17 protein-coding genes are annotated in these 21,562 nt (G+C 57.1%); 11 read left to right on the forward strand and 6 right to left on the reverse strand.

Annotation, left to right across the window (positions count from 1 at the left end; translation table 11 throughout):
* The first annotated feature begins 50 nt into the window (after nucleotides 1-50).
* Complete coding sequence (locus IM273_RS16640; protein WP_063942539.1) at nucleotides 51-1,598, forward strand: methyl-accepting chemotaxis protein; 1,548 nt, start codon at nucleotides 51-53, stop codon at nucleotides 1,596-1,598.
* 425 nt (nucleotides 1,599-2,023) lie between these two features.
* Nucleotides 2,024-3,229, forward strand: a complete 1,206-nt coding sequence (locus IM273_RS16645) for an MFS transporter (RefSeq protein ID WP_193050082.1) — start codon at nucleotides 2,024-2,026, stop codon at nucleotides 3,227-3,229.
* Between the two features lie 18 nt (nucleotides 3,230-3,247).
* Here the strand turns inward: IM273_RS16645 and IM273_RS16650 are convergent, their stop codons facing one another.
* On the reverse strand, nucleotides 3,248-4,237 hold the full coding sequence (locus IM273_RS16650; protein WP_024909491.1) for a 2-hydroxyacid dehydrogenase: 990 nt from the start codon (nucleotides 4,235-4,237) through the stop codon (nucleotides 3,248-3,250).
* A 325-nt stretch (nucleotides 4,238-4,562) separates the two neighbouring features.
* Here IM273_RS16650 and IM273_RS16655 point away from each other — a divergent pair, with 325 nt between their 5' ends.
* The 4 genes from IM273_RS16655 to IM273_RS16670 all read left to right on the forward strand — a co-directional run bounded on the left by IM273_RS16655 (nucleotide 4,563) and on the right by IM273_RS16670 (nucleotide 8,302).
* Nucleotides 4,563-4,886, forward strand: coding sequence for a hypothetical protein (locus IM273_RS16655; protein WP_047365301.1), 324 nt, complete (start codon nucleotides 4,563-4,565; stop codon nucleotides 4,884-4,886).
* A 215-nt stretch (nucleotides 4,887-5,101) separates the two neighbouring features.
* Nucleotides 5,102-7,741, forward strand: a complete 2,640-nt coding sequence (locus IM273_RS16660) for a YdbH family protein (protein ID WP_193050080.1) — start codon at nucleotides 5,102-5,104, stop codon at nucleotides 7,739-7,741.
* Complete coding sequence (locus tag IM273_RS16665; RefSeq protein ID WP_028013019.1) at nucleotides 7,738-7,923, forward strand: YnbE family lipoprotein; 186 nt, start codon at nucleotides 7,738-7,740, stop codon at nucleotides 7,921-7,923. Before IM273_RS16660 ends, IM273_RS16665 begins: the two co-directional genes overlap by 4 nt.
* A 7-nt stretch (nucleotides 7,924-7,930) precedes the next feature.
* The gene (locus IM273_RS16670) at nucleotides 7,931-8,302 is read left to right on the forward strand and encodes a YdbL family protein (RefSeq protein WP_193050078.1); all 372 of its coding nucleotides are present in this window, start codon (nucleotides 7,931-7,933) and stop codon (nucleotides 8,300-8,302) included.
* Here IM273_RS16670 and feaR read toward each other — a convergent pair.
* The gene (gene feaR / locus IM273_RS16675) at nucleotides 8,250-9,158 is read right to left on the reverse strand and encodes a transcriptional regulator FeaR (protein ID WP_193050175.1); all 909 of its coding nucleotides are present in this window, start codon (nucleotides 9,156-9,158) and stop codon (nucleotides 8,250-8,252) included. The genes IM273_RS16670 and feaR overlap by 53 nt on opposite strands.
* Nucleotides 9,159-9,399: 241 nt before the next feature.
* On the opposite strand from feaR, the gene IM273_RS16680 reads away from it, so the two are divergent.
* Complete coding sequence (locus tag IM273_RS16680; RefSeq protein ID WP_193050077.1) at nucleotides 9,400-10,899, forward strand: aldehyde dehydrogenase family protein; 1,500 nt, start codon at nucleotides 9,400-9,402, stop codon at nucleotides 10,897-10,899.
* A gap of 40 nt (nucleotides 10,900-10,939) precedes the next feature.
* Here the strand turns inward: IM273_RS16680 and IM273_RS16685 are convergent, their stop codons facing one another.
* From IM273_RS16685 to paaZ, 4 genes are all read right to left on the reverse strand, one after another.
* Nucleotides 10,940-12,046 (reverse strand): GGDEF domain-containing protein, encoded by a 1,107-nt coding sequence (locus IM273_RS16685; RefSeq protein WP_193050076.1) that lies wholly within the window; start codon nucleotides 12,044-12,046, stop codon nucleotides 10,940-10,942.
* Nucleotides 12,047-12,119: 73 nt separating this feature from the next.
* Complete coding sequence (locus IM273_RS16690) at nucleotides 12,120-14,090, reverse strand: alkyl/aryl-sulfatase (protein WP_193050075.1); 1,971 nt, start codon at nucleotides 14,088-14,090, stop codon at nucleotides 12,120-12,122.
* A gap of 163 nt (nucleotides 14,091-14,253) precedes the next feature.
* Entirely contained in the window at nucleotides 14,254-16,530 is a 2,277-nt protein-coding gene (gene tynA / locus IM273_RS16695) for a primary-amine oxidase (protein ID WP_193050074.1), read from the reverse strand.
* A 204-nt stretch (nucleotides 16,531-16,734) separates the two neighbouring features.
* The gene (gene paaZ / locus IM273_RS16700) at nucleotides 16,735-18,777 is read right to left on the reverse strand and encodes a phenylacetic acid degradation bifunctional protein PaaZ (RefSeq protein WP_193050073.1); all 2,043 of its coding nucleotides are present in this window, start codon (nucleotides 18,775-18,777) and stop codon (nucleotides 16,735-16,737) included.
* 286 nt (nucleotides 18,778-19,063) lie between these two features.
* Between paaZ and paaA the strand changes: the two genes are divergently transcribed.
* Genes paaA through paaD form a run of 4 tightly spaced genes read left to right on the forward strand, consistent with a single transcriptional unit; the run spans nucleotide 19,064 to nucleotide 21,557 of the window.
* Nucleotides 19,064-19,993: a 1,2-phenylacetyl-CoA epoxidase subunit PaaA gene (gene paaA, locus IM273_RS16705; RefSeq protein ID WP_028013027.1), complete on the forward strand. Its 930-nt coding sequence runs from the start codon at nucleotides 19,064-19,066 to the stop codon at nucleotides 19,991-19,993.
* 12 nt (nucleotides 19,994-20,005) lie between these two features.
* Nucleotides 20,006-20,293 carry a 1,2-phenylacetyl-CoA epoxidase subunit PaaB gene (gene paaB, locus IM273_RS16710; RefSeq protein WP_003857353.1) on the forward strand — a complete coding sequence of 96 codons (288 nt, stop codon included), beginning with the start codon at nucleotides 20,006-20,008 and terminating at the stop codon, nucleotides 20,291-20,293.
* A gap of 8 nt (nucleotides 20,294-20,301) precedes the next feature.
* Nucleotides 20,302-21,048, forward strand: a complete 747-nt coding sequence (paaC, locus tag IM273_RS16715; protein WP_193050072.1) for a 1,2-phenylacetyl-CoA epoxidase subunit PaaC — start codon at nucleotides 20,302-20,304, stop codon at nucleotides 21,046-21,048.
* 11 nt (nucleotides 21,049-21,059) lie between these two features.
* The gene (gene paaD, locus IM273_RS16720; RefSeq protein WP_028013029.1) at nucleotides 21,060-21,557 is read left to right on the forward strand and encodes a 1,2-phenylacetyl-CoA epoxidase subunit PaaD; all 498 of its coding nucleotides are present in this window, start codon (nucleotides 21,060-21,062) and stop codon (nucleotides 21,555-21,557) included.
* Nucleotides 21,558-21,562: the final 5 nt, after the last annotated feature.

Raw genomic sequence — 21,562 nt, forward strand, 5'->3', positions numbered from 1 at the left:
TAAAATTCATCTCCAGAAGATGAACCTATGCTAATTATTAAGGAAGAGTCATGTTTAAAAATCTCAACATCGGCACCCGGCTTACCATAGCATTTGGCGCAATTGTGGTTTTAATGTCAGTCGTCTGCGGGCTGCTCTATTTGAGCTTTGACAGAGTGACTGCCGTCAGCAAGCTCAACGTTCATAGCTATAAAGTGGTCGATAACCTTCGCTCCGTAACCGAAAACCTGATCAACATGGAAACCGGCATTCGCGGTTTTGCGCTCACCGGCAATCAGGACGTTCTTCAACCCTTCACGCAGGGGGATGAGAGGTTTAAAAGCAAAGTTGACGAAATTGCAGGGCTTACGCGTGATAACCCGTCGCAGCAGCAAAAATTAACCACCCTCTCCAGGCTTGAAGAAGAATGGAAAAGATCATTTGCGCTGCCGTTAATCCAGCGAAGAGAGAGTGTATCCCGCGGGGGCGAAGAGATGGATGCGTTCATCAGTAGCCTGGAGCGTAATACCGGAAAAGAGCAAATGGACGCCATGCGGGGCGTTATTCAGCAAGCGCTGAACGACGAATACCGCATTATGGCTGAACGTCAAACCCGACTGGCTGAAGAACGCTTCCGTACGCGCATGATGATAATCCTGGGAATGATTGCGGCGGTTGTCACCGCGCTGCTGACGGGCATTTTGCTGTCGCGCAGTATTCTCCGACCGCTAAAGCAGGCCGTGAATACGGCGAACACCATTGCCGCCGGCGATCTCACCTCAACCATACGTATTACCCGGATGGATGAAACCGGCACGCTGCTTGCGGCTCTGGACAACATGCAGACCCAGTTGAAAACCCTTGTCACCGAAATCAAAGAGGCCGCGACGTCGGTGGATCTGGCTGCCGGTGAGATCGAGCAGGGCAATATGGAGTTATCGTCTCGTACCGAGGAGCAGGCGGCGGCGTTGCAGCAGACTGCCGCCAGCATGGAACAGCTGACGATGACCGTTCGGAACAATACCGAGGTCGCGGAGCATACGGCAACGTCAGCAAGAAAGACGGAAGCACTGGCACGTGAAGGTGAGTCTGCCGTGGGCGAAATGAGCGAAACGATGCAGAATATCTCGGCTAACGCCCTGAAGATAAAGGAAATCACCAGCGTTATAGAAGGGATTGCTTTCCAGACTAATATTCTGGCGCTGAATGCGGCGGTCGAGGCGGCACGTGCCGGTGAGCATGGTCGTGGCTTCGCCGTGGTGGCGACGGAAGTCAGAAATCTCGCTCAGCGCAGCGCAACGGCGTCCAAAGAAATTGGGGCGCTGATTGAGCATGCCGTTGAGGATGTCGATAACGGTGTGTCGGTGGCATCCAGAACGGCAGAGACGATTTTGCGGGCTGCGAGCAACGTGGCTACGCTTGCTGAAACTATGGACAGTCTTTCAATGGCCTCGGTTGAGCAAATGCAGGGCATCATGCAAATCAGCGCTGCTGTCACCCAGATGGATGGCGTGACGCAGGGTAATGCGGCGCTCGTTGAGCAGTCCGCAGCGGCATCGCAGGCGCTGACCGAGCAGTCCAGGGCACTGAAGCAGATGACGGAAAACTTTGCTATTTGAGCAGCAAAAGCATAATCAAAAGGTAAAGCTCCGGCGTTTTAAACGCGAATTTTAATCAAACCAGCAACGGGGACGCTAATAAAAAGGGGCGTCCCCGTGAATAATGAAGAAAATAGCCGAGCGTCAGTGACAATTTAAAAATACTGACTACGATTTCGTAAAACGAAAATTTAAAAGGAGTTTCTGATGGCGATTGCTGTGGTGACAGTTTTACTCTTCCTGTTGATGTTCCCGGCGGCTATTCACATTTTGCTACAGCTCGTTGGAGGCTGGTGTGACGAGTAGCCTCCCCGGTTAATCCGGTCTTTTGGGCCGTCATCTGATTTTCAATAAGCAGCGCTACGCTACATTTTTAATTTTATTGTACGATCGTCTGGACGCGGGTCATCGCGAAACGCGAGCCGGATAATTTACAGGCAGGAAGTATGTCTCTTCGTTCGCTGCGGGCGTTATGCCTGACAAGTTTTTTCATTGCGGATGTCCGTGATGGCCTTGGTCCTTTTCTCGGTATCTTTCTGACAGAACGCCACTGGAGCCCCGATGATATTGGCATCCTGATGACTGCCGGTGGGCTGGCGGGATTGCTGGCTACGCTCCCGGCGGGGGTAATTACTGACACTTCGCGGAACAAACGCGCCGTACTGGCGCTGCTCTGCACTTTGATCACTCTCAGCACGCTGCTGCTCTGGTTTAGCCAGCAGACCAGCGTTGTTGCCGTCTCACAAATGGTCACCGGCATCTGCGCGGCGTTTGTCGGGCCGCTCATCGGCGGGATTACGCTGGGCCTGACCGGCCAGCGCGGGTTCAGCGCGCAGATGGGCAAAAATGAGGCGTTTAATCACGGCGGCAATTTTGTCACCGCAGTGATAGCAGGCGGTATTGCCTGGTACTGGGGCGTCGGGGGGATTTTCCTGCTGATGACCTGCACGACGCTGCTGACGCTCTGCGCGCTGCTTGCCATCCGCAACGGGGACATTGATAACGATGCGGCGCGAGGGCTTTCATCCTCAGGTAGCGTTCCTGTCCCCGGCTTCGCGGTGCTGATTAAAAACCGGGCGCTGTTTGTGACCGGGCTGACGCTGCTGCTGTTCCACCTGGCGAATGCCGCACTGCTGCCGATGCTGAGCATGAGGGTGGCCGCGGCACCCGCCTCGATCAACCCTGGCCTGTACGCGGCAGGCACCGTCATCATCTCGCAGGCGGTGATGATCCCCGTTGCCATCTGGGTTGCAGGCCGAATAGAACGCTACGGCTACTGGCGCTTGATTATGCTGGCACTGCTGGTTATGCCGGTGCGCGCGGCGCTGGCGGCATCGACCGACGCGCCGTTAATGATGATCCCGGTACAAATTCTCGACGGTCTCGCCGCCGGGATCCTGGGTGTCGTCGTACCGTCGTTTATTGTGGTGCTGCTGCGCGGAAGCGGGCACGTAAATGCCGGGCAGAGTGTGGTGATGCTGATGCAGGGAGTGGGGGCAGCCATGAGCCCGGCGTTAACCGGGACGATCGCCGGTCGTTACTCGTTTGCGACGGCATTCAGTGTCCTGAGCGCGATTGCGCTGGCCGCCGTCCTGCTCTGGTGGCGCGTTGCTCACCGAAGCTGGGAAACAAACGCGCCGGATGAAGCTTAGCCCCACCCGGCGTAGCATTTAAGCCAGTTCGTTAGGGCACGGTTCACCCTTTTCTAACTGCTGAAGATTCCCCAGAGTGGTTTCTGAAATGCTGATCAGCGCTTCGGCAGTCAGAAACGCCTGGTGGCCGGTAAACAGGACGTTATGGCAAGCAGACAGACGGCGGAACACGTCGTCCTGGATCACATCGTTGGACTTGTCTTCAAAGAACAGATCGCGCTCGTTCTCATACACGTCCATCCCCAGCGCGCCAATTTTCTGGGTTTTCAGCGCTTCGATAGCAGCCTGAGAGTCAACCAAACCGCCGCGGCTGGTGTTGATGATCATCACGCCGTCTTTCATCTGGTCAAACGCCGCCTGGTTAAGCAGGTGGTAGTTTTCCGGCGTCAGCGGGCAGTGAAGGGAGATCACGTCGGACTGCGAGAACAGCGTCGGCAGGTCGACGTACTCCACGCCCAGATCCAGCGCTGCGGCGCTCGGGTACGGATCGAATGCCAGCAGACGCATGCCGAAGCCTTTCAGAATGCGCAGGGTAGCTACGCCAATTTTACCGGTGCCGATCACGCCCGCGGTTTTGCCGTACATGGTAAAGCCGGTCAGCCCTTCCAGCGAGAAGTTGGCGTCACGCGTACGCTGATAAGCGCGGTGAATTCGACGGTTGAGCGACATCATCATGCCAATCGCATGTTCTGCTACCGCTTCCGGGGAGTACGCCGGGACGCGAACCACCTTCAGACCCAGCTCTTTTGCCGCGTCGAGATCCACGTTGTTGAAGCCGGCGCAGCGCAGGGCGATATACTTCACTCCCTGCTTTTTCAACTCTTCCAGCACCGGACGACTGCCGTCATCGTTAACAAAAATGCAGACGCCTTCACAGCCGTGCGCCGTTTTGGCGGTTTTTTCGGACAGCAGAAAGTCGAAAAATTCAAGCTCAAACCCGTAAGCTTCGTTAACATGTTGCAGATACTTTTTGTCGTACTGCTTTGTGCTATATACCGCGAGTTTCATAAGACTTTCTCCAGTGATTTTGCATTCACGTTAGCATGATTAAAATTATCTTACAATTTCTAAAATATTATTGAATTCAATAAGTTCTATCAATTATTCTAGAGCATATATACACCCTAACTCCATGATATTCTTAGTACGAGAAATCTTCGGCGCGACTCGGTTCAAATCAGGTTGGGCAAAACGGAGTGGGTAACGGGTGCGAAAAACGCATATCGGTATTACTTGAAAGAATGGCAATAGGGTATGAAAACTGCAATCCTTCCGGATGTGATGGGACGATATTAGGAACCGGGTGAGTTTCTGAAAAGAGGGAGAATGATGCATGTCGCAACAAGTGGAGTTATCCTTATCTGCGCCGATGTTGCCTGTTTTGTACTATTTTATAGCATCTATTGCGGTTTTCTTCTTACTGTTGATTGGAAAACTCAAGGTCAATAGGCTCCGTAAATATCCATTGTTCATTGCCTATACGCTGTTTGTGATAGCGATTGCAGCCATCCAGATTAATGTTTTTGCCAACGGCTATGAGTTTGTTCGCGGTTTTTTACATATCGATTTTGATCCATGGCGGTACGATTCAGTGTATTGGGGGTCGTTGATATTCGCCATGCTCTACCTATTGGCAATGCCCAGGAACAGGTATTAGTTACGCAGTGTTTTCCCGTTTTTATGTCTGAGATAATGCGTAACCCACTGAATCTAAAATGTGTTCTTTAGGTTACGCATAGCAAAAAGTTTTCTCATACTCTTTACAGCATCTATCCTTTATCTTGTGGTTAACTTCAACTCAACCGCCAAACATGCGACAATATTCGGCATTGCCGGCTTAATTCTTTCGAAAAATCAGGACATTAACTGCCCATGAAGGGTAAATACAAAGCCGCCATTGCGGTTTTACTGCTGTTGATTTTGGTGCCGCTGACGCTGCTGATGACGCTCGCCCAGTGGGTGCCGACGCTCGCCGGGATCTGGCTCCCCGTCGGGACGCGCATTGCTTTCGAAGAAAGCCCAAAACTGACTCGCCACGCGCTGGTGATCCCCGATCTTCGCTATCTGGTGGAAGACTGCGAAATTGCCCGCATCGATAACGTGACGCTGTCACATCCGAGCCGCTGGAAACTGGACATCGGCGCGCTGGATCTTAACACCGTCTGCCTGAGCAAAATTCCCCAGTCTGCACCCTCAACGGTCGCCCCCAAAACGCTGGCCCAGTGGCAGGCTGTGTTGCCCAATACCTGGCTCACCATTCACCGTCTGACGCTCTCGCCCTGGCAGCAGTGGCAGGGCGAGCTCAATGCGTCACTGACGCCCTCCAGCCAGGAGATCGCTTACCGAGGCGAACAGGTCAGCATCAAAGGCACGCTTCGCGGCCAGACTCTCTCGGTCAGCCAGTTCGATGTTCAGCTCCCTGACCAGGCGCAGCCGATTAAGCTGGTGGGCGAGTTCACTTTGCCGCTGGTGCCGGACGGCGTGCCGGTGAAAGGCCATGCGGTCGCGACCTTTAACGTGCCACAGTTAACGTCTCTGGTCGATGCCGATCTCGACTGGGAAGACAATCAGGGACAGCTGGTGGTGATGGCGCGGGATAACCCCGATCCGCTTCTCGACCTGCCGTGGCAGATCACGGCGGAACAGCTGAACATCAGCGACGGGCGCTGGAACTGGGATCTTTCGGGTATGCCGCTGAGCGGGCGGGTGTCCCTTCGCGCCGACAACTGGCAGCAGGGGCTGGAGAGAGCCACCCTGAGCGGACGACTGAACGTGTTGACGCAAGGCGATGCGGGTAAAGGTAACGCGGTACTGAACATTGGGCCCGGCAGGCTCAGCATGGAAAACAGCAACATGCCGCTGCATTTGAGCGGCGAGGCGAAGCAAAACGATCTCATTCTTTACGCCAAATTGCCCGCCACACTGACCGGCAGCCTGTATGAACCGCAGCTTGCTTTTGAGCCCGGCGCGCTGCTCCGCTCGCGCGGGCGCATTATTGACTCACTCGATATCGATGAAATCCGCTGGCCGCTGGCGGGCGTGAAGCTCACCCAGAAGGGCGTGGACGGGCGTCTGCAGGCTATTCTGCGTGCCCATGAAAACGAGATGGGCGGTTTTGAACTCCACCTGGACGGTCAGGCCAACGACTTTTTACCTGATAACGGCCTGTGGCAGTGGCGCTACTGGGGAAAAGGCGGCTTTACGCCGATGCATGCCCGCTGGGATGTCGCCGGGAAAGGCGAGTGGCGCGACAACCTTATTGAACTGACGGCGCTCTCCACCGGTTTTGACAAGCTCCAGTACGGCACCATGGAGGTCAGCAAGCCGCGTCTGGTGCTGGATCGGCCTGTACGCTGGCTGCGCGATGCCGAAAAACCCGCATTCAGCGGCGCGCTGTCGCTGAATGCCGGGCAAACCCGGTTCTCCGGCGGCAGCGTATTGCCGCCCTCGGTCCTGACCTTCAGCGTCGACGGTACCGACCCGACTGTTTTTCAGTTTAAGGGCGACCTCCATGCGGACAACATCGGCCCGGTACAGGTGAATGGACGCTGGGATGGCGTGCGCCTTCGCGGGCAGGCCTGGTGGCCGAAACAGTCGCTCACCGTCTTCCAGCCGCTGGTCCCGCCGGACTGGAAAATGACGCTGCGTGACGGAGAACTCTATGCGCAGGTTGCCTTCTCGGCGGCCCCCGATCAGGGCTTTGAGGCGGGGGGACACGGCGTGCTGAAATCCGGCAGCGCCTGGATGCCGGACAACCAGATCAACGGCGTCGATTTTGTGCTGCCGTTCCGCTTCAGCGAGGGCACCTGGTCCCTGGGCACGCGCGGCCCGGTCACGTTGCGCATTGGCGAAGTGGAAAACCTGGTGACCGCGCGCAACATTACCGCGGACCTGCAGGGGAATTACCCCTGGACGGAGGACAACCCGCTGCTGCTCACCAACGTTAAGGTAGAAACGCTCGGCGGGAAGATCACCATGCAGCAGCTGCGGATGCCGCAGCACGATCCGGCCCTGCTGCGCGTGGACAATATCTCCTCAAGCGAGCTTATCAGCGCCGTCAACCCGAAGCAGTTTACCCTGTCGGGCCCGGTGAGCGGGGCGCTGCCGTTCTGGCTGGACAATGAAAAATGGATCATTAAAGATGGCTGGCTGACCAACCCGGGGCCAATGACGCTGCGCATCGACAAAGATACGGCAGACGCCATCGTGAAGGATAATATGGTCGCGGGCGCAGCGATTAACTGGCTCCGCTACATGGAAATTTCGCAGTCGTGGACGAGAATCAATTTAGATAACCTGGGTGAATTAACCATGCAGGCGACCATCAAGGGGACCAGCCGCTTGGACGGCAAAAGCAGCTCCGTCAATCTGAACTATACCCATGACGAGAATGTCTTTACCCTGTGGCGCAGCCTGCGTTTTGCCGACAACCTGCAAACCTGGTTTGAGCAACACGCGGCGATTCCCGGTCTCCGCAGTTCGACTGGCAAGGAAAGTGAGGAACAACAATGAAAAAGATGGCTGGTGCGCTCACCGTTGCCGCGCTACTGACCGGCTGTACGCCGCGCATTGAAGTCGCTGCGCCAAAGGAGCCGATTACCATCAATATGAATGTCAAAATTGAACACGAGATCCACATCAAGGTCGATAAAGACGTTGAAGCCCTGCTGAAATCGCGCAGCGATCTGTTCTGAGGATGCCATGAAACGATTAGCGTTGATTTTACTGGCCCTGAGTATAAACGTGCAGGCGGCTGCGCTGACCTTAAACGATGCCCGCGCGCAGGGGCGCGTGGGGGAAACCCTGAGCGGCTATCTTGCTCCGATCCAACAGGATGCCGAAACGCTGGAGCTGGTGAATCGCATTAACGCAGCGCGCACGGAGAGCTATCAGAAGCTGGCCGACAGCAATAATTTGCCGGTTGATGAAGTGGCGAAAATGGCGGGGCAAAAGCTGGTGGCCCGCGCGCAGCCGGGCGAGTACGTGAAGGGCATTAACGGTAAGTGGCTGAAAAAAATAGCTAGCGGTAGCGCTTGCGGTATTCACCCGGCGAGACGCCAAAACGCTGCTTAAAGGCCGTTGAAAAGTGGCTATGGTCGGTGAATCCCCAGCTGTAGCCAATGCCCGCCAGCTTTTCATCGTCGCCGGTTGACTGCAATTCCTGCGCGCAGAGATCCAGACGACGGTTTTTAATGTACTGCGCCACCACCAGCCCCTTCTCGGCAAACATGCGGTAGAGGCTGCGTACGGACATTCCGCTCTCGGCGGCAATCCATTCCGGACGCAGCGATTCAGACTGAATATGGTCATCAATCAGCGCCACAACGTGCTGAAACTGGCGCTCCTTGCGCGGCTGAATTACGTCGCGCTGCTGGAACGCGGGGCGCAGCAGGCAGACCATCGCCTCAAGCGCCGCTTCACTCTCCCGGTCACTCAGGTCGCGGTTGTTCATACTCTCCATCAGCAGGCGATGGCTCAGCTGTACCGTGGGTAAGGTGCGGGAAAGGGCGAGCGCGCAGCTTATCTCCTGAAAGCGGCACTGCTGCTCGATAATCTGACGGGGAACCAGCAGCGAAATCTGGCGGGACTTTTCCTGCCAGTCGATCGAGCAGGGACGAGAGGCGTCAATCAGCGTGATATCCCCGGTTCTGAGCACCGCGCGACGCTCGTCCTGCTCAATTTCCGCACTCCCTTCGAGCTGAAACACGGTATAGAACCAGGCATCGTTACTCTGCTTAATCTCATGACGGGAGCGGAACAGGTTAACGCCGCCTGCGGTGACGGTACTGAGCTTCAGGCTGCGCGCATAGCTGGTCTCCAGCTCGCCGTAGAACTTTCCCTCGGTGGGCTGCGCGTTAAAACGCCCGCAAACCTGGTTAATCTGCGCCAGCCACTGCTGATACTGTTCCTGCTCGCTTGCACACGCCATCGTTTCTCTCGCTGCACCGTCAACGTTTTCGCATTGTTGCATTTGTGTTGCATTTTGTCAGAGCTATGAGGCTGACTATAGGAAAGAACACTCACCGGTAACAGCGATATAAGCGGCGATTATCGCGATTTGCGGAGCCTGTCACAGGTGGCAAAGCGAATGTCACAGAGACAAAAGCGAGAATGCAAAACCCCTCTTAGACTGGATGAACACCCTACGAAGAATAACGAAGGAGTATCCTATGTCTGAATCACTGGTGGCTATTCAGCCTGCCGTGCAGCAATTTTTAGACCGACAGCATGGCCTGTGGATTGAAGGGCGTCAGGCCGCGTCGGACAGTGAAAAGCGGCTGAACGTCTACAACCCGGCCACGGGCGAGGTGATTGCCTCGACCGCCGATGCCAGCGTCGATGACGTTGACCGGGCCGTTATGTCCGGCTGGCGCGCCTTTGTGGCCCGCAGCTGGGCCGGAAAATTACCGGCGGAGCGCGAGCGGATCCTACTCCATTTTGCCGAGCTGGTCGAACAGCACGGCGAGGAGCTGGCCCAGCTTGAAACGCTGGAGCAGGGCAAATCAATTAACATCTCCCGGGCTTTTGAAGTGGGCTGCACCCTCAACTGGATGCGCTATACCGCCGGGCTGACCACCAAAATTGCGGGCAAAACCCTCGATCTTTCCATCCCGCTGCCGCAGGGGGCGCGCTACCAGGCGTGGACGCGTAAGGAGCCGGTTGGCGTGGTGGCCGGGATTGTGCCCTGGAACTTCCCGCTGATGATCGGGATGTGGAAAGTGATGCCAGCGCTGGCCGCGGGCTGCTCTATCGTCATTAAGCCGTCTGAAACCACGCCGCTGACCATGCTGCGCGTGGCGGAGCTGGCCAGCGAAGCGGGCATCCCGGACGGGGTGTTCAACGTGGTAACCGGCAGCGGCGCGGTGTGTGGCGCAGCGCTGACCTCGCACCCGCATATTGCGAAGGTGAGCTTTACCGGCTCAACGGCAACGGGTAAGCAAATTGCCCGCGCGGCGGCGGACACGCTAACCGGGGTGACCCTTGAGCTGGGCGGGAAAAATCCGGCAATTGTACTCAAGGATGCGGACCCCGCGTGGGTGATAGAAGGATTAATGACCGGCAGCTTCCTGAACCAGGGGCAGGTGTGCGCGGCGAGCTCGCGCATCTACATTGAAGCGCCGCTGTTTGACACGCTGGTGAGCGGGTTCGAACAGGCGGTGAAATCCCTGAGCGTCGGGCCGGGCATGTCGCCGGAGGCGTTTATCAACCCGCTGGTGTCGCGCGCCCACTGCGATAAGGTGCAGACCTTCCTCGACGAGGCGACGTCGCGCAATGCGGAGCTGATCGTCGGTAATCGCGGCCCGGAGGGCAAAGGCTATTACGTGTCGCCTACACTGGTGGTGAACCCGGATGCCGCGCTGCGGTTAACCATAGAAGAGGTGTTTGGTCCGGTGGTCAACCTGGTGCGAGTATCCGACGGAGAAGAGGCGCTCCAGCTGGCAAACGACACCGAATATGGCCTGACGGCCAGCGTCTGGACGCAGAATATCAGCAAGGCGCTGGAGTACACCGATCGGCTGCAGGCGGGTACCGTGTGGGTGAACAGCCACACGCTGATTGACGCCAACCTGCCGTTCGGTGGCATGAAGCAGTCCGGCACCGGACGTGATTTTGGCCCGGACTGGCTGGACGGCTGGTGCGAAACCAAGTCGGTTTGCGTGCGGTATTAAAAAACAAGCCGGGTAAGGCGTAGCCGCCACCCGGCGTTATTCAAAGCGACCACCGATCCCGCCCGGCCTCTTTCGCCCGGTACAGCGCCGCATCGGCGCGGGCAATAATCTCGGTACCCGCAAGCCCCTCGACCATACCCGCAATCCCCATGCTCACGGTGACACGATCGCTGACAGATGACGCGCTGTGCGGTATGGACTCCGCGCGTAGGCCGTCCTTAATACGCAGGGCGACCTTTTCCGCGATGGCTTCAGGGCAATTAAACAGAATCACCAGAAACTCTTCGCCACCGTAGCGTGACACCACATCCTCAGGTGTGCGCACCGACTGCTTCAGCACCCGCGCCACCCGCGTCAGACATTCGTCACCCGCCTGGTGACCGTAGGTGTCGTTGTAGCGTTTGAAATAGTCAATATCCAGCATAATCAGCGAGAACGGTTTCTTCTGCTCAACCGCGTTCTCCAGCACCACCTCCATCTTCCGGCGGTTGGCGGTTGTGGTTAACGGATCCTGATGCGCCAGCGCATCCAGTCGTGAGATCAGCAGCTGGTTTTGCTGGTTACGTCGCCAGGCCTCGTCAAACCAGCTTAAGAGGATGAATCGCCCGCAGATCAGGATCAGCGAAAAGACGCTCCAGATGATAACGAAGTGAAGATTAAGGCCATCATTCAGTGCCCAGCTTGCAATCGGCAGGGTTATCCAGAGCGGGAGCACGAAGGCGAGCAACCCCACAGGGTAAAAGTAGAGGGCCGTTAACCCAGCGAGTAATAAAATAACGCACAGCGGCCAGACGTGGGGCAGCAGTAAATCGGTGATGAACCAGAAGCACGATATCGACCAGATAGCACTACAGATACACAGCACTACGCTGATACCGGCGATGCGCCGCCAGCCCATGAGGATCAGTGCAGCCGAGAGGATAATAATGCCGAGCATCGAAGCGTCGACCATTTTCATCATATGCGGCAAGTGGGGATAAAGGGGATCGCTGGCGTTAAGCAGAACATGGCGCAGCAGAATCATCACGGCGAAGCTGATGTTGACGAAAGCCAGCCAGGGCAGGTTCATGGCCAGCCCGTGCATAACCATGGCGTGGCGCGTCGGCCAGGTTGCTCGCTCAAGTGTCGGTTTTTTTCTTTTTTCCATTGACGCTGTTTACCCCGTCCAGGGAATAAGTTAAGCAGAAAAGGGCGGACAGGCCGCCCTTACGTATGCATCGTTACGGCGTCACAATGTTAAACCAGAAATCAAATTTATCCATATAACCGAACATGGTGTCGAGTTTTGCACCGTCGCCAGCGATTTTCACATCACCGTTGTCTTGCGCCTGTTTGAGCGTCATCTCTTTGAGGATAATTTTGTTCAGCGTATCGCGGCTAAGAGTGATGGTAGCATCAGCATCTTTTGCCTCGGCGTTCGCCGTATGGTTCAGCACGCCATTTTCCAGTTCCAGCTTATATTTCCCGCCATCATTACCCAGATCAATATTAAACACCGATTTGGCATCGCCCGCTTTTTGTCCGTTGATGTGTACGGCAAGATAATCGAAGAACATCTCCGGGGTCATTGCCCGTACGGTATCCGGGCTGGCGGTATTCGGGGTTGGACCTTTCACCACGCCATTACGCAACTCCTGCGCTCCGGTCAGATAGAAGTTACGCCACGGGCCGGATTCTGCCTGATAGCCAAGCTGCTCAAGCGCATCCGCTTCCAGGTTGCGTGCAGCCTGGTTGTTCGGATCGGCAAAGACCACTTTGCTCACCACCTGCGCTACCCAGCGGTAGTTTCCTTGATCGAAGTCGGTTTTCGCTTTGCTCAGTATGGCATCCGCGCCACCCATATACTCCACGAATTTCTTCGCGGCTTCTTCCGGCGGCAGTTCGTCAAGCGTCGCCGGGTTGCCGTCAAACCAGCCCAGGTAAAGCACGTAGGTGGCTTTCACGTCGTGGCTCACCGAACCGTAATAGCCGCGGTTAGCCCAGGTATGCGCCAGCGAATCCGGGAGCTTGAAGTTAGCAGCGATTTCGTCACGCGTTAGCCCTTCATTCGCCATACGCAGGGTCTGGTCGTTAATGTAACGATAGAGGTCACGCTGACTTTTCAGCAGGTTGACCACGTTTTCGTTGCCCCAGGTCGGCCAGTGGTGCTGTGCCATGATGATTTCGGCTTTATCACCCCAGCGTACAATCGCCTGGTTGATGTATTTCGACCACGGTAGCGGCTCGCGGATTTTGGCCCCGCGCAGCGAGTAGGTGTTATGCAGGGTGTGGGTCACATCCTCAGCGGATTCAATCAGTTTTTTCTCTTCGATATACCAGAGCATTTCTGACGGTGCTTCGGATCCCGGTGCGAGCATAAAGTCATAGGTCAGGCCGTCTATGACCTCTTTCTGGCCGTCTTTTTCAATGATGTTTGTCGGGGCAATCAGCGTCACTGTCCCGGCGGAGGTGGTGGTCCCGAGACCGGCACCCACCTGGCCTTTAGCATCGGGTTTCAGCAGGTTGCCATACATATAGCTGGCGCGGCGGCTCATCACGTTACCCGCCATGATGTTCTCGGCAACGGCCGCTTCCATAAAACCGGCCGGGGCGTAGATTTTTACCTTGCCGGACTTCACGTCAGCTTCTTCCACCACGCCGCGCACACCGCCATAGTGATCAACGTGGCTGTGGGTATAAATTATGGCGACGACAGGTTTTTTGCCGCGATTTTTAAAATAGAGCTCCATCCCGACTTTCGCCGTTTCTGCCGAAACCAGCGGGTCAACCACGGTAACACCTTCTTTCCCTTCGATGATGGTCATATTCGACAGGTCGAGATTTCGAATCTGATAAACGCCGTCGGTTACTTCAAACAGGCCGCTAATATTAATCAGCTGAGATTGACGCCATAAACTGGGGTTAACAGTCTCAGGAGCTTTATCTCCCTCTTTAATAAATGAATATTGTTGTGGATTCCAGATAACATTTCCTTGCTCCCCTTTGATAATGTCCTGAGGAAGAGGCGCAATAAAGCCTTTATGGGCATTCGTAAAATCGGTGTTATCGGAGAAGGGAAGCTGATTAAACAGGGCGTTATTGACTTGCTGTGTCGCTGCAGTGGCGTCCTTCGGGGCTTCTGCGGCAGCGGAACTGACGGAAATAACAAGTCCAGCAAGAGCAAGACTCCTGACGATCAAATTGAATTTCATCCTAAAACCTCTCAATGATGTATTACGTCGCTTGTGGAAAATTCGCGTCCTGGCTGAAAGTGATTCGAAATGAAATAAAAAAATGAAGTAGAAGTAACTATAATCGGGGAGAGGTATTCAGCAAGTAAATGGATAAAACCGGGCATTGTGCCCGGTACGTTATTTATTTCTGTTCGTCTTTTTTCTTCCCGAGCGTTGGCGTCTCGTCGAAGAAGTTCCACGGTTTAAGCAGGGTATGCACCCATTCCGTCGGCATGATCGGCCACTCTTCCGCGCGCGCCACGTGGGTGGTACCGGTGGTCATCCACACCACGTCATCCTGGTTGTTCAGCGACTCGTTATCCTTGCTGTACTGGCCCAGACCCGTATCGTGGATGGAGCGGTTAGGGAATTTCCCTTCCGGATACAGCTCGTCCGGGTGGTAACGCGTCACCCACAGCTGTTTATCCATAAAGCTCAGACGATGGTAGATCCACTCGTCCGGGGCAAATTTCGCGCCGGTCGCCACCGGATGGGTACCGCCCGCGTAAGGGATAATCTGGTACGAGACCGGGTTGCCCATGCGGTTCTCCTTGCTGGTGTTGCTCAGCAGTCGGATGGTGCCCGGGTCAAACTTCTGTGCCGCCTGCTGTTCGGTATCAATATCGTACTGATTGACCTGCATGGTGCTGGTGCGCGGGCCGCCGGCGGTATTCGGCTTCACTTCCGGGTCCATCGCCACCAGCTTGTTGTTGATGCCGTCCACGTCCATATCAAGACGGAAGTTATAGATGTGCTGGTGCGTGGTACCCACGATATTATGATCGATCAGCGTGCCGTACTTTGTGTCGTCTTTGGCGGTGGCATCATGCATGGTTTTCGCCTGCACGCCTTTCACCGCCTCGATACCCGTTGCACCGGCATCAATGCCGATGGTGCCGTTTTCGTGGAACACCCAGTCGAAGATGTAATCGTAGTTGCCCACGGTACTCACCCAGCGCACCACCAGCTCGCGGCGTTCGGCGCTGACGTTCGGCTTGCCCATCTCCTGATGTTTATATTCTGGCCCCGCGTAGCGTTCGAAAATGGCGATCGCGCGCGGGATTTCCATCGGCGTGCCGGTGTAGTCCGGGATGGTTTCGTTGAGCATCACGGCGTTGGACGGCACGTCTTTACCGCGCACCAGCGGCGAGGTCAGGGTGCCCATGCCGTAGTCGCCGGAGTCGAGATAGGCCTTGAAGTACCAGCCCACGTCCGGATCGCCGTACGGGACAATCATGCCGCCGAGCGATCCCTGATACATCACCTGACGCTTTTTCCCGTTGTCGTTATACGTGACAGTCGAAATCATCGGGCCGACGCGGGAATCCAGGCTCAGGTGGAAATCCCAGTTCTGCCAGTGCACCATGTCGCCGGTAATGGTGTAGTTCTTGCCTTCCGGCTCAATGATGTCGAGCGGCTTTTTCGGCGTCTCGACACGGTCGCGGCCGTCATAGGGGCGCGGAGTCATCGGAACCGGCACAACGGCACCTTCTTCAATCTTCTGAATTTTTTTCTGCTCAAGATCGACCACGGCCACGAGGTTCTCGATCGGGTGCGCCCAGTAGTTGCCGTCGCCGACGTCCAGATAGCTCACCACCTTAAGCAGGCGGTCTTCCTGCTTCAGGCCGTCTTTACCGTCGAAGTAGCCGACGGTAAGCGGCGTGGTGATCACTTTTTTCGGGTCGGTGATGCCGTGTTTTTTAAGCACCTCGGCAAACTCCGAGCTCTCGTTAATGATCTGCTGAACCGCGGTGAAATCATCCAGCAGCACCATGCCGTGCGCGTCCTTCACCGGCTCCCAGCGCAGGATTTTTTTATCCTTCAGGTCCACTACGCTTTCGATAACGTGCTTGCCGTCGAGCATGACGATCTTCGCCTGGCGAGGGGCGTCCACTGCCGTACCGTTGAGCACAAAGTCCCACACTTTGGCTTTCTCTGGTTCCGCAAGGGCGATCTGGGTAAAGCGGGTATTGGGTTTAAAATCCGCAGAGGCTTTCACAACCTCGACAGCCTGCTTAATTTCGTCCGCCGTGAGCGCGTTTAGCGGGTGAGGACGTTTTTCAACCTGGAAGGTCTGGTCAAGACCAGACTGGAAAACATCGTTGATGAAGGTCTCTGAGATAAAGGCTTTTTTGTCCTTCATCACTACCGGCACCTCAAGCTTGAGGGGGTGACCGTTGACGATGGCCGTCTTTGCGCCCGGTTTGACCTTCACGAAGGCGCCGTCTTTCGCAATGGTGAACATCTGTGCGTAATCATCCCACTGAACGTCCGCGCCAAAATCCTGCAGTGTTTTGTCCATCGGGACCATATGCGCCTCGCTGCCGTGGGCGAATGCAGGGGATTGCCAGGCGCAACACAGCGCAACGGCCATGGCCAGTGCCGTTCTACGGGCAGAAAAAGAAGAATTGCTTCCCATCGTAGACCTCATCTTGTTGTGTTTTTAGGGTTTATTGTGTTGTGACAGCCTTATCCTGACAGGCGCCTGAGAAAAGCGTTTGCCTGCATCTGCCAGGTTATTTGTTGGTCTTGCCAGGTTAAAAAAGGCGCTGAGATAAATCACAGGGTCGTGCAGAGCAATCTCCTCTCCCCGTTGGGGAGAGGGTCAGGATGAGGGAGAACGTTAGCTGAAATCACCCCGCTGGCGCGCCACCAGCGTCAGAATGGAGTAGAGCGCCACGGCCTGCTGGTGCTGGTTGAAAATCTCTACCGCCCATTCCACCACGCCGGTCGGTTTTTCCTCGGCGGTACGCTGTTTCTTCAGCGTTTTGCACTTGCAGGTCAGACGCACCTGGATGGTGTCGCCCGGCTTGACCGGCTCGATAAAGCGCAGGTTTTCCATGCCGTAGTTGGCAATCACCGGCCCGACGCCTGCATCAACGAACAGTCCCGCCGCGGCGGAGATCAGGAAGTAGCCGTGAACCACGCGCTCGCCAAAGATCGACTCTGCCGCCCCGACCTTGTCCATATGTGCATAAAAGTGATCCCCGCTCAGGCAGGCAAAGTTCACGATATCCGCCTCCGTCAGCGTGCGGCGCGGCGTCAGCAGGCTGTCGCCCGGCTGCAGTTCCTCAAAGTATTTACGGAACGGATGGACGCGATCTTCCTGCACCGCTGCGCCACGCACCCACTGTTTGCCGATGGCGGCCAGCATCGTCGGGCTGCCCTGAATTGCGGTGCGCTGCAGGTAGTGCTTCACCGCGCGCAGGCCGCCCAGCTCTTCGCCGCCGCCCGCGCGGCCAGGGCCGCCGTGCATTAGCTGAGGAAGCGGGGAGCCGTGGCCGGTAGACTCTTTTGATGATTCTTCGTTAAGGATCTGAATACGCCCGTGGGCGCGCGCCGCGCCGGCAATAAACTGGCGGGCAATGTTCAGGTCTGCGGTGACAAGCGTCCCCGCCAGGCTGCCGCCGCCCGCGCGGGCAAGCTGCAGGGCGTGCTCTGCACTGCGATACGGCATCAGCGTGGCGACCGGGCCGAAGGCTTCGGTATCGTGCACCGCCGGAGTTTCATCCGGCTGCGGGCAGAACAGCAGGGTCGGCGGGAAGAACGCCCCCGCGGCCTGCAAATCCGCTTTGCCGCCCAGACGGATCTGGCAGCCTGCGGCGACCAGCCGATCCACTTTCTCCTGCACGTCTGCGCGCTGTTCAGCGTTGACCAGCGCCCCCATCTTCACCCCTTCCTGCGCCGGGTCGCCCATCACCACCTTTTCCAGACGGGCAATCAGCGCCTGGCTGACGGCATTAACCTGGCTTTGCGGGACGATAATCCGGCGAATGGCGGTACATTTCTGCCCGGCCTTGGCGGTCATTTCGCGGACCACCTCCCGAATGAACAGGGCAAATTCCGGCTGCTCCGGCGTGACGTCTTCACCCAACACGCAGCAGTTCAGGGAGTCGGCTTCCATGGTGAACGGAATCGAATTCGCCACAATATTCGGGTGCACGCGCAGGCTTTGCCCGGTGCTGGCGGAGCCGGTAAAGGTCACCACGTCCTGGCTGTCGAGCTGGTCGAGCAGATCGCCCGCGCCGCCGCAAATCAGGCTGATGGCGCCGTCCGGCACCAGTCCGCTGTCCACGATGGATTTGACCATCGCCTGCGTCACCTGCGCGGTAGCGGTGGCGGGCTTGATGATGGCGGGCATCCCGGCAAGCCAGGTCGGCGCGAGTTTTTCCAGCATTCCCCAGCAGGGGAAGTTGAAGGCGTTGATGTGTACCGCCACGCCGGATTTCGAGGTCAGAACGTGGCGCGCCGCAAAGCCGCCTTCTTTCGACAGGGGGATTAGCTCATCTTCCGGCCACAGCGTGTCGTCCGGCAGCTCGCGGCTGCCCAGGCTGGCGTAAGTGAAGAGGGTGCCGATGCCGCCTTCAATATCGACCCAGCTGTCCGCCTTCGTCGCGCCCGTCTGGGCGGACAGGGCATAAAACGCCTCTTTTTCGCCGAGCAGGTGTTTCGCCACCGCTTTCAGCATGGCGGCACGTTCAATAAAGGTCATGGCGCGCAATGCCTCGCCCCCATGCTCAATGGCATAGCGACGGGCGGCCGCCATGTCCAGCCCTTCGCTGGTCACTTCCCAGAGTGCTTCGCCGCTGATGGCGTGATGAATCGCGCGTTCGCGGCCCCGGCCAGACTGCCAGGTACCGGACAAGAAGCTGGCTAACTGCTGCATCGCTTATCTCCAAATGTTTCGTGATTTCACTATTAATAGTTTGATCGCGAATCATAAAAATCAAGCTGTGTTTTTAATGAATTGTTAACGTTGTGATCTGGCTGGACGAATCGCGTCGCGTAAAGGCGCTTTGCAAAAGGCCTGGCGTAAAAGCCTTGCGAGCAGCATCACAAAACCGGGAAACAATTCTTGGGGTTATATTTAACCTTTGTGTAACTTTTAAAAAAACAAAGTGATTCAACATTTCGCTTTAATTTGCAAACTAACGAATCATAAAGGTGATGACGTGACGCAAGAACAACGGTTTGAGCAGCGCATAGCGCAGGAGACGGCGATTGAGCCTCAGGACTGGATGCCGGAAGCCTACCGTAAAACGCTGATCCGCCAGATTGGTCAGCACGCGCACTCCGAAATTGTCGGCATGCTCCCGGAAGGGAACTGGATAGCCCGCGCGCCGACGCTGCGCCGAAAAGCGATCCTGCTGGCGAAAGTGCAGGACGAAGCCGGACACGGGCTTTACCTCTACAGCGCGGCGGAAACGCTGGGCTGCGCGCGGGAAGACATCTACCAGAAGATGCTCGACGGCAAGATGAAATACTCCTCCATCTTCAACTATCCGACCCTGAGCTGGGCCGATATCGGCGTGATCGGCTGGCTGGTGGACGGGGCGGCCATTGTGAACCAGGTGGCGCTGTGCCGTACCTCCTACGGCCCGTATGCCCGGGCGATGGTGAAAATCTGTAAAGAAGAGAGCTTCCACCAGCGTCAGGGCTTTGAGGCCTGCATGGCGCTGGCGCAGGGCAGTGAGGCCCAGCGTCAGATGCTGCAGGACGCCATCAACCGCTTCTGGTGGCCGGCGCTGATGATGTTCGGGCCGAACGACGACAACTCGCCTAACAGCGCCCGCAGCCTGGCCTGGAAAATCAAACGTTTCGGTAACGACGAGCTGCGCCAGCGCTTTGTCGACAACACGGTGCCGCAGGTGGAGATGCTCGGCATGACGGTGCCGGATCCGGACCTGCGTTTCGATGAAGAGAGCGGCCACTACCGCTTCGGCGAGATCGACTGGCAGGAGTTTGACGAGGTCATTAACGGGCGCGGCATCTGTAACCACGAACGTCTGGCCGCGAAACGCAAAGCCTGGGACGACGGGGCGTGGGTGCGGGAAGCCGCGCTGGCGCACGCCGAAAAACAACGTACCCGTCAGGCCGCATAAGAGGAAATAACCATGAGCAATGTCTACTGGCCGCTGTACGAAGTGTTCGTACGCAGCAAACAAGGGTTATCCCACCGTCATGTGGGCAGCCTGCATGCCGCCGACGATCGCATGGCGCTGGAAAATGCCCGTGATGCCTACACCCGCCGCAGCGAAGGGTGTTCTATCTGGGTGGTGAAGGCGAGTGAAATTGTGGCCTCCCAGCCAGAAGAGAGCGGCGAGTTCTTCGACCCGGCGGAAAGCAAGGTTTACCGCCATCCGACGTTCTACACCATCCCTGACGGCATCGAGCATATGTGAGGCAAAGAATGAACTCAGTGACTGCCTATGCCCTGCGTCTGGGCGACAACGGTCTGGTGCTCTCCCAGCGTCTCGGCGCCTGGTGCGGCCACGCGCCTGAACTGGAAATCGACCTCGCGCTCGCCAATATCGGCCTCGACCTGCTGGGGCAGGCGCGCAATTTCCTGACCTATGCCGCGGAATTAGAAGGCCAGTGCGATGAAGACACGCTGGCGTTTGGCCGCGACGAGCGCCAGTTCCGCAACGTCCTGCTGGTGGAGCAGCCGAACGGCAGCTTCGCCGACACGATTGCCCGCCAGTACCTGATGGACGCCTGGAACGTGGCGCTGTACGAACGCCTGACACAGAGCAGCGACGGCCAGCTTGCTGCCATCGCCGCCAAAGCGATCAAAGAGGCGCGCTACCACCTGCGCTTCAGCCGCGGCTGGCTGGTGCGGCTGGGCGACGGGACCGAAACCTCCGCGCAAAAAATGCAGCAGGCCATCGACAGCCTGTGGCGTTTTACGGCGGAGCTGTTTGACGCCGATGAGGTCGAGCTTGAGCTGATTGACGCCGGCGTGGCGGTGGATCCGCGAACCCTGCGCCAGCCGTGGGAAAGCGAAGTGTTTGCTGGTCTGAAAGAAGCCTGTCTGCAGGTTCCCGCAGAGGTGGCGTACCGCACCGGGGGCAAGAAGGGGCTTCATACCGAACATCTGGGCCCGATGCTGGCGGAAATGCAGTATCTCCAGCGCGCGTATCCCGGTCAGCAGTGGTAAAGGAGAACGCTATGCAACGCCTCGTCGACATCGCGCCTGCGCAAATTCCGCAGATCTGGTCGCTGTTAAGCCAGATCCCCGATCCGGAAGTACCGGTGTTAACCATCACCGATTTAGGCATGGTGCGCAGCGTGAAGGCGCAGGGGGAAGGCTGGGTGATTGGCTTCACGCCAACCTACTCGGGCTGCCCGGCAACGGAACACCTGCTGGGGGCGATCCGCGAGGCGATGACCGCGCATGGCTTCACTCCCGTGCACATCGTGCTCCAGCTTGAACCCGCCTGGACCACCGACTGGATGACCGCCGACGCGCGCGAGCGCCTGCGGGCGTACGGCATCAGCCCACCCGTGGGGCATAGCTGCCACGCGCACGCCCCGGCAGAGGTGAGCTGCCCGCGCTGTGCCAGCACCGACACCTCCCTTATCAGTGAATTTGGCTCGACGGCCTGCAAAGCGCTCTACCGCTGCAATACCTGCCGCGAGCCCTTCGACTATTTCAAATGTATTTGAGGCTG

Source organism: Enterobacter cloacae complex sp. P13B (genome assembly GCF_014895915.1).
Taxonomy (GTDB): Bacteria; Pseudomonadota; Gammaproteobacteria; order Enterobacterales; family Enterobacteriaceae; genus Enterobacter; species Enterobacter bugandensis.